Genomic DNA, 12,060 nt, shown 5'->3' with positions numbered 1-12,060 from the left:
CCTTCAGCGCGGTGCAGGGATGCTCAAGGTTCCGAATGACCGTTTCAGTGATCCCGCCGATCGATGCTGTCGCGCAGGCGGTGCCGGCGGCCAGTGAGTTTCGCGAGCCGCCGCGCGAAGCCTGGTATTGCGCCAAGAGCAGGGGACGGCTCGCTCCCGGCGCCCGCGAGAGCGTGACGATCCTTGGCGAGCAGATCGTGATTGGTCGCAAGCACAGCGGTGAGGTCTTTGCCTTGCGTGATCGCTGCCCGCATCGGGGCGCGCCGCTATCGCAAGGGCCGTTCGATGGCCTGCTGCCGGGCCAGCGCATCGAGCGCATCACCGTAGGCAGGCGCACCATCGTCAACGCGACCTTTGCGACACCGATCGATGCGAAGCGGACGCTGCTGACGAATGTGCTGCTCTCCGACCTGCCGCAACTGGCGCTTCTCGCGCTGCCGCTCCGCTGGGCGGCCCGGGCCTTCCTGCGCCAGGACCAGGATATCCTGGAGCTCGCCCAGCAGGGCCTCGAGCGCAAGCCGACGATGCTGCTGATGGGCCAGGCCGACCGGCTGGCGCAATGGTATTTCCGCCTGAAGCGCGACTATGCCGCGGCCCGGCGCACGGGCGTGGCGTTCGAGAACACGCTGGCACCGGAGCGTTTGCGCTGGCGAACCTGAGGCCACTGCAAAGCCGGTTGCTCAGTACCCGGGAAGCTCGGCCAGACCGCTGACCGATCCCGATGATCGGCATCGCGCTTGACCGAGCAGCTCTTTCTCGTCGTCGGTCCCCATCCGCGCTGCAGCGGTGAATCCCGCAGCGCGCGAGGCGCAAGTCTGATCAGAGCCCGAGCTTCTTCTTGCGCTGGCCGAGCGTACGCAGGCGCAGCGCGTTCAGGCGGATGAAGCCGGCCGCATCGCGGTGGTCATAGGCGACGGCACCTTCCTCGAAGGTCACCAGGTCCTGGTCGTAGAGCGAATAGGGGCTGGAGCGGCCGACGACATGGACGCCGCCCTTGTACAGCTTCAGGCGAACCTGGCCGGCGACGTATTCCTGGCTCTTGTCGATCAGCGCCTGCAGCATCTCGCGCTCGGGCGAGAACCAGAAGCCGTTATAGATCAGCTCGGCATATTTCGGCATGATCTCGTCCTTGAGATGGGCCGCGCCGCGGTCGAGCGTGATCGACTCGATGGCCCGATGCGCCGCGTGCAGGATCGTGCCGCCGGGCGTCTCGTACATGCCGCGCGACTTCATGCCGACGAAGCGGTTCTCGACGAGGTCGAGGCGGCCGATGCCGTTGTCGCGGCCGAGCTCGTTCAATTTCGCCAGAAGCGTGGCGGGCGAGAGCGGGACGCCGTCGATGGCGACCGCATCGCCCTTGGCGAAGTCGATGGTGATATAGGTCGGCTTGTCCGGCGCATCCTCGGGCGAGATCGTGCGCGAATAGACGTAATCCGGCACTTCCTGCGCCGGGTCCTCCAGCACCTTTCCTTCCGAGGAGGCGTGCAGCAGGTTGGCGTCGACCGAGAAGGGCGCTTCGCCGCGCTTGTCCTTGGCGATCGGGATCTGGTGCTGTTCGGCGAAGGCGATGAGCTGCTCGCGCGAGCGCAGATCCCATTCGCGCCAGGGTGCGATCACCACGACATCGGGCTTCAGCGCATAGGCGGTGAGCTCGAAGCGGACCTGGTCGTTGCCCTTGCCGGTTGCGCCATGGGAGATGGCGTCGGCGCCGACTCTCTCGGCGATCTCGATCAGCTTTTTGCCGATCAGCGGGCGAGCGATCGAGGTGCCGAGCAGGTAGACGCCCTCATAGGCCGCATTGGCCCGGAACATCGGGAAGACGTAGTCGCGGACGAATTCCTCGCGCAGGTCCTCGATATGGATGTTCTCGGGCTTGATGCCGAGCAGCAGCGCCTTCTGGCGGGCGGGCTCCAGCTCCTCGCCCTGGCCGAGATCGGCGGTGAAGGTCACGACCTCGCATTGATAGGTGGTTTGCAGCCATTTCAGGATGATCGAGGTGTCAAGGCCGCCGGAATAGGCGAGTACGACCTTCTTCACGCGCTTGTCGGACATCGATGATCTTCCTGCTCTGACGGCATGTTTCCATGCCGGGGACGCTTCGACTGTGGATGGCCCTGTTTTCGGCTCAATGGCGCACTATCGCAGCCCTCGGGACGACGCAATCGGAACCTTCTGATCGATCAAACGTCATCCCGTGATGGGTCGGCATCAGCGATGCCGATTGTGCAACACGCGTCCTGCGTGCTTGCAGTCGCGCCGCGACAGGTCGAAGCTTCCCGAGCGCGACTCAAACCGATGACCGACCTGGAGGCTGAATGCCGAATCGTCCCGTCCTCGACTTCTGGTACGAGTTCGCCTCTCCGTATTCCTTCCTGAGCGCGTTGCGGGTTGAAGCCGTGGCAGACGAGGCGGATGTGGCCCTGCGCTGGCGGCCCTTTCTGCTGGGGCCGATCTTTGCCGGCCAGGGCTGGACGACGTCGCCGTTCAACCTGTTCCCGAACAAGGGCCGCTATATGTGGCGCGACCTCGAGCGCCAGGCTGCCCGCGCCGGCATCAAGCTTGTCCGGCCCAATCCGTTCCCGCAGAATTCGCATGTCGCGGCGCGCGTCGCGCTCGCCGGGCGCGAGGCAGGATGGATGCCCGCCTTCTCGAAGGCGCTGTTCAGGGCCGCGTTCTGCGAGGGGCGTAACATTGCCGAGGAGGCCGTGCTGGTCGCGGCACTGAAGGAGGCTGGCGCGGATCCCGGCTCCGCGATCTCGACGTCGCGCAGCGAGGAGGTCAAGGGCAGGCTGAAGGCCGAGACCGAACTCGCGAAGTCGCTCGGGATCTTCGGGGCGCCGGCCTTCATTACTGGCGATGGCGAATTGTTCTGGGGAGATGATCGGCTGGGAGAGGCGCTCCGCTGGGCCCGGGATGGGCGCTAAATCTTTCGGGTCGATGCATTAAGCGCGAGGCAGCCGCAGGTCAGTCCTGCGGCCTGGCGCCCCACGGACCGCGCGCCGTCTCGACCATGGTCGGCAGATCCTGACGCTCTGCCATTCTGGGCGGATGCGGAGGCATCGCCGGCATCCGACCTCCTGCCGTCTCGACGAGCGCCTGCACGCGTTTGGTGATCGAGGGATGTGTCGAGAACAGATCGGCGAAATCGTCGGGGTCGTTCTCGAAGCACATGTCCATGACGCCCGACGGCACCCCGTCGATATCGGCGCGCCCGGCAATCTTGAGCAGCGCGGAGATCATCGCATCCGGGTTCTTGGTCAGCTCGACCGCCCCGGCATCGGCCAGATACTCGCGCGAACGCGACAGAGAGAGGCGGATCAGCACGGCGAGCAGCGAGGAGATTGCAATGATTGCGACACCGAGGAGGATGGCGACGCCGCTCCCCTTCTTCGCATCGTCGGACGAGACCCGCACGCGACCGATGCTGCGGAAGATGATCTCGCCGATCAACGAGATCACGCCTGCGATCACCACGGCGATGATCATCATCCGGACGTCGCCATTGCGGATATGAGTCAGCTCATGCGCGAGAACGGCCTCGATCTCGTCGTCTGTGAGCGTCTGGATCAGACCGGTCGTGACCGTGACGGTGAACTGCTTGTCGTTGACGCCGCTGGCGAAGGCGTTGAGGGCTTCGCTTTCAACGATCGAGAGCTTGGGCACGGTGAGCCCCCGCGAAATGCAGAGGTTTTCCAGCATCCGATAGAGCTTGGGATTCTGTTCCCGCGTTACGCCGCTGGCGCCGGTGACCGCACCGATCAGCCCGACATTGACTTTGAACCCGATGAAGACCCAGGCTGCGGCGGCGAGCGTGATGAACGGAAACCAGGACCAGAACAGGCGGATCGTCTCCGAATAGACGCTCTGTCCGCGCGCGACCCCACCATAGCCATACGCGATCAGGATCAGGCCGTAGCTTGTCAGATAGACCAGCAGGAACAGCCCGGCGATCAGGAAACCCGACCTGATCCGGTTGTTGCGCATATGGGTATAGAGCCCGAAGGCCTGACCCGGCATGGCGCCGCTCCGTTGCCGCTCTTGAGGCGGTCAGAACTTCACGTTCGGGGCGACATCGAGCTGCGTGCGTGCCTGCTCGCCGACATCGAAGAATTCCCGCGGGCTGAAACCCATTTGCGGCGCGAAGAACACCGCCGGGAAAGCCTGGATCGCAGCGTTGAACTCGCCGACGGCATTGTTGAAGAAGCGCCGCGCCGCCGCGAGCTTGTCCTCGACATTGCTGAGCTCGCTCTGGAGCTGCTGGAAATTGGCGCTTGCCTTGAGGTCGGGATAGGCCTCGGAAAGAGCGAGCAGGCGGCCCAACGCGCCGGAGAGTTGCTGCTCTGCTGCTGCCTGTGCTTGCGGGCCGTGGGCCGACAGGGCCTCGTTGCGGGCCTTGACGACAGCGTCGAAGGTCTCGCGCTCATGGGAGGCATAGCCCTTCACCGTTTCGACGAGGTTCGGGATCAGATCGTGGCGCTGCTTCAGCTGGACGTCGATATCGGCGAAGGCCTGGTTGACCCGCTGCCGCATCGCGACGAGCCCGTTATAGGTCATGACGAGATAGATGGCGGCGGCTGCAAGGAGCCCGAGAACGATCCAGCCCATGAATTCCTCCCCAGCGCCGGACAGCGCGGCGCGCAAGGTGGCATGAAGCGCGACGCCGGGGAAGCGGGGGCTCAGCGCCGATTCGTCGGAGTTAGGGAGCGCCGACGTCCTGTTTCGTTTCCTCCACATGCCACCATCTGGGCCGCCCGCCGCGATAGCTATGAGAGGTCGGCATCAGCGCAGCCGACAGCGGCTTGTCGAAGCTGCCGAGGAGCAGCGCAACGATGGGATCGTCATCGACCGCGCCGATGCAGCTGCCGCAGGCCGGGCAGAAGGCTCGGCTCGAGTGGTCCGACGAACGGAAGAGCGACGGCGCCCCGCCGGGGCCAGTCCAGGTGATCGCGCCCTTGGGGAACTCGACCCAGGCGACCGTCAATGCCCCCGTATGGCGCTGGCACATGGTGCAGGAGCATGTATGCGGCTTCTCGGCCGGGCCCTTGGCCTCGAAGCGGACCGAGCCGCAAAGGCATCCGCCGGATTAGCTTCGGCCTGGCCATTCGCCCCATCGTCATGTTTCAACCCCCAACCCGGGCTGTGTGCTCAGCACTGGTTTGCCCTATCCCGTCGCCGAGCGGACTGGAACCCCCATGTCAAACGGATTGCCGAGCCGGGCGGAGCGATGAATGACTGCATGTGATAGGGCCGAAATCACCATCCGCCTCGCCTTGCCGGAGGATGCCGGCGACCTTCCGGAGATCGAGCGTTCTGCCGGCCAGGTCTTCCGAACGGTGCCGGACCTGGCCTGGATCGCGGACGATGCCGTAATGTCGGCCGAGGCCCATCTCGCGAGCATAGTCGCCGGCACGAGCTGGGTTGCCTCTGACATGACAGGCGAGGTCGTCGGCTTCCTCAGTGCCGAGCGGATCGACGACGAATTGCATGTCTGGGAACTGGCAGTCCGTGCAGAACGCCAGGGCCGGGGCAGCGGCGCTCATCTGGTCGGCGCGGCCATCGGCCATGCCAAGGCAAGCGGGCTGCGGGCCCTGACGCTCACCACCTTCCGCGCGCTCGCCTGGAACGAGCGCTTCTATGCCCGGTTCGGCTTTCTGACGCTCGATGAGCGCACGATAGACGGAAGGCTCCGCGTGGTTCTGGAGCGCGAAGCGATGCACGGGCTGCCCATCGCGCGCCGCTGCGCCATGCGCCTCGACCTGATTGCGAGCAACTGAAGGGCATAACTCTTGCCGAGCGTCGCCTGATCGACTACATCCGCCTCGTCCGAAGGGCCGTGATCGATCACAGCCGGGGGCGGCCTTCGAGGCTGGCTCCCGTTTGGTGTTGGAAACGAGCTCGTCGGATACGGATCATGTTCGACGGCTTAGCGCCGCCAGCCTCCTTGCGAGGCAGCCTCCATGAGGCGCCGTCGGAGACGGTCCGGACCGCAGCACCAACCCAAACGGCGCTTGCCGGTTATCGCGGGATACGCGACCGGCGTCAGGAGAATGCATGTCAGCTGTAGAAAGCTATCACGCGGGTCGCGAGGATTTCGCCGCCCTGCTCGAGGAATCCTTCGCTCGTAACGACGCGCTTGAAGGTTCCGTTATCAAGGGCATCGTCGTCGCCATCGAGAAGGATATGGCGATCATCGATGTCGGCCTGAAGACCGAAGGCCGCGTTGCCCTCAAGGAATTCACCGGCCCCGGCCGTGATCAGGAGATCAAGGTCGGCGACGAGGTCGAGGTCTATCTCGACCGGGTCGAGAACGCTCTCGGCGAAGCCGTGATCTCGCGCGACAAGGCTCGCCGCGAAGAAAGCTGGGTCAAGCTCGAGAAGGCCTACGAGGCTCGCGAGAAGGTCACCGGCATGATCTTCAACACGGTCAAGGGCGGCTACACCGTCGACCTCGACGGCGCCGTCGCCTTCCTGCCGCGTTCGCAGGTCGACATCCGTCCGATCCGCGACGTCGGCCCGCTGATGGGCCAGCCGCAGCCGTTCGAGATCCTCAAGATGGATCGTCGTCGCGGCAACATCGTCGTCTCGCGCCGCACGGTTCTCGAAGAGACCCGCGCCGAGGCCCGCTCCGAGCTGGTCGCCAGCCTCGAAGAGGGTCAGGTCATCGACGGCGTCGTCAAGAACATCACCGAATACGGTGCGTTCGTTGACCTCGGCGGCATCGACGGCTTGCTGCACGTGACCGACATGGCCTGGCGCCGCGTCAACCATCCGTCCGAGGTTGTGACCATCGGCCAGACGGTCAAGGTCAAGATCATCAAGATCAACCAGGAGACGCACCGCATCTCGCTTGGCATCAAGCAGCTGCTGGCCGATCCGTGGGATGGCATCGCCGCCCGTTATCCGGTCGGTGCGCGCCTCAAGGGCCGCGTCACCAACATCACGGACTACGGCGCGTTCGTCGAAGTGGAGCCGGGCATCGAAGGCCTCATCCACGTCTCCGAGATGTCCTGGACCAAGAAGAACGTCCACCCCGGCAAGATCGTCTCGACCTCGCAGGAAGTCGACGTCGCGATCCTCGAGGTCGATCAGGTCAAGCGCCGCATCTCGCTCGGTCTCAAGCAGACCCTGCGCAATCCGTGGGAGGTCTTCGCCGAGACCCACCCGTCGGGTTCGGTGGTCGAGGGCGAGGTCAAGAACAAGACCGAATTCGGTCTCTTCCTGGGTCTCGAAGGCGACATCGACGGCATGATCCATCTCTCCGATCTCGACTGGAACCGTCCGGGCGAGCAGGTCATCGAGGAATACAAGAAGGGCGACATGCTTCAGGCTGTCGTTCTCGATGTGGACGTCGAGAAGGAGCGTATCTCGCTCGGCCTGAAGCAGCTTGGCGGCGATCCCTTCGTGGATGCCGGCGAGTTCAAGAAGGGCCAGGTCGTCACCTGTGAGGTGATCGAGGTCAAGGAAGCCGGTCTCGACGTCAAGATCACCGGCACCGACATGACCACCTTCATCAAGCGCGCCGAGATCGCACGCGAGCGCTCCGAGCAGCGCCCCGAGCGCTTCGCGGCCGGCGAGAAGGTCGATGCCCGCGTCATCCTGTTCGACAAGAAGGCTCGCAAGATCCAGGTGTCGATCAAGGCGCTGGAAATGGCCGAAGAGAAGGAGGCGATCGCTCAGTTCGGTTCGTCCGACTCCGGCGCCTCGCTCGGCGACATCCTTGGCGCGGCCCTCAAGAAGGCCAGCACCGAGAAGAAGTGATCTTCGGGCCGCGTCTCGCGGCCTGACAAATCCATCAGCCCGCGCGGAGAAATCCGCGCGGGCTTTTGTTTCGGCGAAAGGAAGCGGGATGAACGACATCGCGATCGGCATCGATTTCGGCACCACCAACAGCGTGGTCGCCCTGGCACGGCCGGATGGTTCTGTCTCGACCCGCAGCTTCGCGACGAAGCAGGGCGCCGTCGACGCCTATCGCTCGGCGCTGATGTTCTGGCGCGAGGGGCGGCCGCCGCAGGCCCGCGTCGTTCATGTCAGCGGACCTGACGCTCTCGACATGGCGCTCGGCATGACGACCGAGCATCGCTTTCTGCAGTCGCTGAAGACACATCTGTCCAGTCGTGCCTTCCAGGAGACGCGCCTGTTCGGGAAGCTGTATCGGCTCGAGGACCTGATCGGCGTCTTCCTCGCCGACCTGAGTGCCGGGCTCGACGATCTCTCCGAGACTCCGCTGATCTCGGGTCGCCCCGTTGTCTTCGCCGGCGAGCGTCCGGACGAGGAACTGGCCGTGAAGCGCCTCTCGGCCTCCTATGCGAAGGCTGGCATGCCCAAGGTCGATTTCGCCTATGAGCCGCTCGGCGCGGCCTACTGGTATGCGCGCGACCTGAAGACGCCGCAGACCATGCTGGTCGCCGATTTCGGGGGCGGCACGAGCGATTTCTCGGTGATGCGCTTCGAGCCTGGTGGGACAGGGCGGCTGGAGGCGATCCCGCTCTCTCATGCCGGTGTCGGCGTCGCCGGTGATACCTTTGACTACCGCATCATCGAGCATGCCGTCTCGCCACGGCTCGGCAAGGGCACGCAGTATCGCTCCTTCGAGAAGCTGCTGCCGATCCCCGCCCATTACCACGCGGCCTTCGCGCAGTGGCACCGGCTCTCGCTGATGAAGAGCCGCGAGACCATGGCCGAACTCAAGGCGCTGATCCGCGATGCGGTCGAGCCCGGCAAGCTCGAGGATCTGCTGACCGTGATCGAATACGATCTTGGTTATGAACTCTATCGCGCCGTCTCGGCGGCGAAGGTTGCGCTGTCGTCGCAGGACGAGACCGTGCTGGATTTCCGCCAGATGGATGTCAGCATCGAGAGGACGATCCGCCGGGCGGATTTCGAAAGCTGGATTGCCGAGGACGTCGCGTCCATCGAGGCGGCGCTCGACCGCGCCCTCACTGAGGCCAAGGTCGAATCCAGTGCGATCGAGGCCGTCTTCATGACCGGCGGAACATCGCATGTGCCGGCCGTGCGCGCCCTGTTCGACCGCCGCTTCGGCTCGGAACGCGTTCATATTGGTGACGCCTTCCGGTCTGTCGCAAGCGGCCTTGCGCTGCTGGCGCTCGACCGGCAAAGAGCGACGCTCGACGCCTGAGGCCGAGCGCCGCCTTGCCCCGCCGCTGCCGCAGGGCTACATCACGGGCCCAGCCAGCGTCCGTGACCACAGGAGCGTTTACCCCATGTCGTCCGATGCAGACCTGCTCGCCGACCGCCGCAATCTGCGGCGCAAACTGACGCTCTGGCGCCTGCTCGCCGTTCTTGGCGTCATCGCGGCGGCTATCGTCGCGGGGCTGGCCTGGAGCGGCAAAGCGCCCGGTTCGACTTCGCGCGCACACATTGCCCGGGTCACCATTTCGGGTTTCATCTCCGGCGACAGGCGCACGCTCGATCTCATCAAGTCGCTTGAGGACAGCCGGGCTTCTGCCGTGGTGGTTCGGATCGACAGCCCCGGTGGCACCACCAGCGGCTCCGAGGCATTGCACACGGCGCTGCGCAGCTTGGCGGCCAAGAAGCCGATGGTCGCGGTTGTTGACGGGCTGGCTGCCTCGGGCGGCTATATCGCGGCCATGGGGGCGGACCGCATCGTCGGGCGCCAGACCTCGCTCATCGGCTCGATCGGCGTGCTCTTCCAGATCCCCAATGTCGGGCGGCTGCTCGACACGGTCGGGGTCAAGGTCGAGGAAGTCAAATCGAGCCCGCTGAAGGCTGCGCCGAACGGCCTTGAGCCGACTTCGCCGGAGGCGCGCGCCGCGCTGCAACGCGTGGTCGAGGATAATTACGATTGGTTCAAGCGCCTCGTCGGCGATCGGCGCAAGCTCGGCGAGACTGAGATTGCGGTCGTGTCGGATGGCCGTGTCTATTCCGGCCGGCAGGCCGTCGGCCTCAGGCTGATCGACGAGATCGGCGGCGAACCGGAGGCGATCGCCTGGCTCGAGCGCGAGAAGAATGTCGCCAAGGATTTGCCGGTGCGTGACTGGCGCCGCCGCAACGAGTCGTCCTCGTTCGGCCTGTGGAGCGCCGGCGAGGCGATGGCGCGCGCAGCCGGTCTTGAATCGCTGGCGGTGATCCTTGCGCGGGCCGCCGATCAGCCGGTTGGCCTGCGGCTTGACGCGCCCTTGGCGCTCTGGCAGCCTGTCGCCGAAAAGTGATGTTGATACAATCGGTTATATTGGACACATGATAAAATCTGAACTCGTTCAACGCATCGCCGAGCGCAACACTCACCTCTACCAGCGCGATATCGAGAACATCGTCACGGCGATCCTCGACGAGGTCGTCAAGGCGCTGGGGCGTGGGGATCGTGTCGAACTGCGCGGCTTTGGTGCATTCTCCCGCAAGGCCCGCGCCGCAAGGGTCGGCCGCAACCCTCGCACCGGTGATGCGGTCGAGGTCGAAGAGAAGTTCGTGCCCGTCTTCAAGACCGGCAAGGAGCTTCGCCAGAGGCTGAACGGCAAGCACTGACATCCGGTCGGATGTCAGGGTCGGTCGTGCGGCACGCGAGGAAAAACCCATGAAATCTTTCTTCAAGGCGCTGATCCTCGTGCCGGTCGCCTTGGCGATCGTCCTCTTCTCGATTGCGAACCGGGGCCCCGTGCGTGTCTCGCTCGATCCGTTCAGTCGCGATGCGCCGACGCTGGCTTTCGATCTTCCGCTCTTCGCCGTGGTCCTGGCCGCGATTGCTGCCGGGGTTCTGATCGGCGGCCTCGCTTCATGGATTGCGCAGGGCAAGTATCGCAAGGCGGCGCGCCGTAACCGCCGCGAGGCCGAGGTTCTGCGCAGCGAGGCGCAGTCGTTGCGGGCCGCCGTGCCCGATTCCGCCCTGCCGGCCTTGACCAGCCGCAACAGCTGATTGACACAGACAGATGCGCGTTATCCCTGCGGCGGAGATCGACCGCCTTCTCACGTTCCCTGCCCTGATCGATGCGCTGGACGGAGCCTTTCGCGGCGATATCGTCACGCCCGTGCGTCATCACCACGAGATCGAACGGCCGGCCGATCACGCCACGCTTCTGCTGATGCCGGCCTGGACCGGGCCCGCCGCGCCGGAAGCTTTCCTCGGCACCAAGGTCGTCACGGTCTATCCATCGAACGGCTCGCTGAGCCTGCCGAGCGTGATGGGCACATACCTGCTCATGAACGGATCGACGGGCGCCCCGCTTGCGGCGCTCGATGGCGCGCGCCTTACCGCCTGGCGGACGGCCGCTGCCTCCGCACTTGCCGCGCGCAAGCTCGGGCACCCTCATGGCAAGCGCATGCTGATGGTCGGGTCGGGCGCCCTGGCGCCATTCCTGATCAAGGCGCACAGTGCTGTGCGCGATTTCGAGGATATCGCCATCTGGGGGCGCCGCCGCGAGGGGAGCGAGGCGGTGGTGGAAGCCCTGGCGGCGGAAGGTATTGCAGTGCGCGTCAGCGACGACCTCGAGGGCGACGCGCGACAGGCGGACCTGATTTCCTGCGCGACGCTTTCACGCGAGCCCATTGTCATGGGCCGCTGGCTGAAGCGCGACGCCCATCTCGACCTCGTCGGCGCCTTCAATCTGTCGATGCGCGAGGCTGATGACGAGGCCCTGCACCGCGCCCGCGTCTTCGTCGATACTGAAGCCGCCCTGAAGGAGGGCGGGGACGTCGCGGTCGCGATCAAGGCCGGAGCGTATGAGGCGGACAAGGTCGCCGGCACGCTGGCTCAGCTGTGCCGCGCCGAAGTCATCGGTGCCAACGAGGATGGCGAGATCACCCTGTTCAAGTCGGTCGGCACCGCGATCGAGGATCTGGCCGCGGCCATGCTGGTCTGGCACCTCGCAAATCTCGGCTGACGCCCGTCAGACACGGACCGGCGCGCCTCCGATCGCGCCAAGGAGCCAAAGCACCAGCACGACCATCAGTACGAGGCCGACGACACCGCCGAGGCCGGCATTGCCGTAGCTGCGATGGCCATAATAGCCGCCGCCGCCGAGCAGCAGGATCACCAGCAGAACGATGACGAGCGTGGACATGACGCGCTCCCTTTCTCGTGTGAAG

12 protein-coding genes and 2 pseudogenes are annotated in these 12,060 nt (G+C 65.2%); 9 read left to right on the top strand and 5 right to left on the bottom strand.

The features are described from left to right. Positions 1–35 precede the first annotated feature (35 nt). Positions 36–659, top strand: a complete 624-nt coding sequence (locus tag FG93_RS03030) for a Rieske (2Fe-2S) protein (protein WP_043231518.1) — start codon at positions 36–38, stop codon at positions 657–659. Between the two features lie 160 nt (positions 660–819). On the opposite strand, the gene FG93_RS03025 is transcribed toward FG93_RS03030, so the two are convergent. After that, positions 820–2,052 carry an argininosuccinate synthase gene (locus FG93_RS03025; RefSeq protein ID WP_043231515.1) on the bottom strand — a complete coding sequence of 411 codons (1,233 nt, stop codon included), beginning with the start codon at positions 2,050–2,052 and terminating at the stop codon, positions 820–822. A 263-nt stretch (positions 2,053–2,315) separates the two neighbouring features. Here FG93_RS03025 and FG93_RS03020 point away from each other — a divergent pair, with 263 nt between their 5' ends. Next, positions 2,316–2,924 (top strand): 2-hydroxychromene-2-carboxylate isomerase, encoded by a 609-nt coding sequence (locus FG93_RS03020; protein ID WP_043231513.1) that lies wholly within the window; start codon positions 2,316–2,318, stop codon positions 2,922–2,924. Positions 2,925–2,964: 40 nt separating this feature from the next. Here the strand turns inward: FG93_RS03020 and FG93_RS03015 are convergent, their stop codons facing one another. From FG93_RS03015 to FG93_RS03005, 3 genes and pseudogenes are all read right to left on the bottom strand, one after another. After that, a complete protein-coding gene (locus FG93_RS03015) occupies positions 2,965–4,017 on the bottom strand; it encodes a M48 family metallopeptidase (protein WP_052513291.1) in 1,053 nt (350 codons plus the stop codon). A gap of 30 nt (positions 4,018–4,047) precedes the next feature. Beyond that, positions 4,048–4,605, bottom strand: coding sequence for a LemA family protein (locus FG93_RS03010; protein WP_043231901.1), 558 nt, complete (start codon positions 4,603–4,605; stop codon positions 4,048–4,050). A 91-nt stretch (positions 4,606–4,696) separates the two neighbouring features. Continuing rightward, positions 4,697–5,008 (bottom strand): annotated as a pseudogene (locus FG93_RS03005) (GFA family protein); the annotation flags it as partial. Positions 5,009–5,228: 220 nt separating this feature from the next. On the opposite strand from FG93_RS03005, the gene FG93_RS03000 reads away from it, so the two are divergent. The 7 genes and pseudogenes from FG93_RS03000 to FG93_RS02970 all read left to right on the top strand — a co-directional run bounded on the left by FG93_RS03000 (position 5,229) and on the right by FG93_RS02970 (position 11,855). Then, positions 5,229–5,774, top strand: coding sequence for a GNAT family N-acetyltransferase (locus tag FG93_RS03000; RefSeq protein ID WP_043231511.1), 546 nt, complete (start codon positions 5,229–5,231; stop codon positions 5,772–5,774). Positions 5,775–6,045: 271 nt separating this feature from the next. Then, positions 6,046–7,758 (top strand): annotated as a pseudogene (gene rpsA, locus FG93_RS02995) (30S ribosomal protein S1); the annotation flags it as partial. Positions 7,759–7,846: 88 nt separating this feature from the next. Then, entirely contained in the window at positions 7,847–9,136 is a 1,290-nt protein-coding gene (locus tag FG93_RS02990) for an Hsp70 family protein (protein ID WP_043231507.1), read from the top strand. An 85-nt stretch (positions 9,137–9,221) separates the two neighbouring features. Beyond that, positions 9,222–10,190 (top strand): signal peptide peptidase SppA, encoded by a 969-nt coding sequence (gene sppA / locus FG93_RS02985; RefSeq protein WP_043231505.1) that lies wholly within the window; start codon positions 9,222–9,224, stop codon positions 10,188–10,190. Between the two features lie 28 nt (positions 10,191–10,218). Beyond that, positions 10,219–10,503 (top strand): integration host factor subunit beta, encoded by a 285-nt coding sequence (ihfB, locus tag FG93_RS02980; RefSeq protein ID WP_043231503.1) that lies wholly within the window; start codon positions 10,219–10,221, stop codon positions 10,501–10,503. A 49-nt stretch (positions 10,504–10,552) separates the two neighbouring features. After that, positions 10,553–10,891 (top strand): LapA family protein, encoded by a 339-nt coding sequence (locus tag FG93_RS02975; protein WP_043231501.1) that lies wholly within the window; start codon positions 10,553–10,555, stop codon positions 10,889–10,891. Positions 10,892–10,904: 13 nt separating this feature from the next. After that, positions 10,905–11,855, top strand: coding sequence for an ornithine cyclodeaminase family protein (locus FG93_RS02970; protein ID WP_043231499.1), 951 nt, complete (start codon positions 10,905–10,907; stop codon positions 11,853–11,855). 6 nt (positions 11,856–11,861) lie between these two features. Here FG93_RS02970 and FG93_RS31610 read toward each other — a convergent pair whose 3' ends face one another. After that, a complete protein-coding gene (locus FG93_RS31610; RefSeq protein WP_081881261.1) occupies positions 11,862–12,035 on the bottom strand; it encodes a DUF3309 family protein in 174 nt (57 codons plus the stop codon). Positions 12,036–12,060: the final 25 nt, after the last annotated feature.

The organism is Allobosea sp. LC85 (genome assembly GCF_000735605.1).
Classification (GTDB): Bacteria; Pseudomonadota; Alphaproteobacteria; order Rhizobiales; family Beijerinckiaceae; genus Allobosea.
Note: the sequence above shows the minus strand (reverse complement) of the source record. Positions and strands in the feature narration are given on the sequence as shown.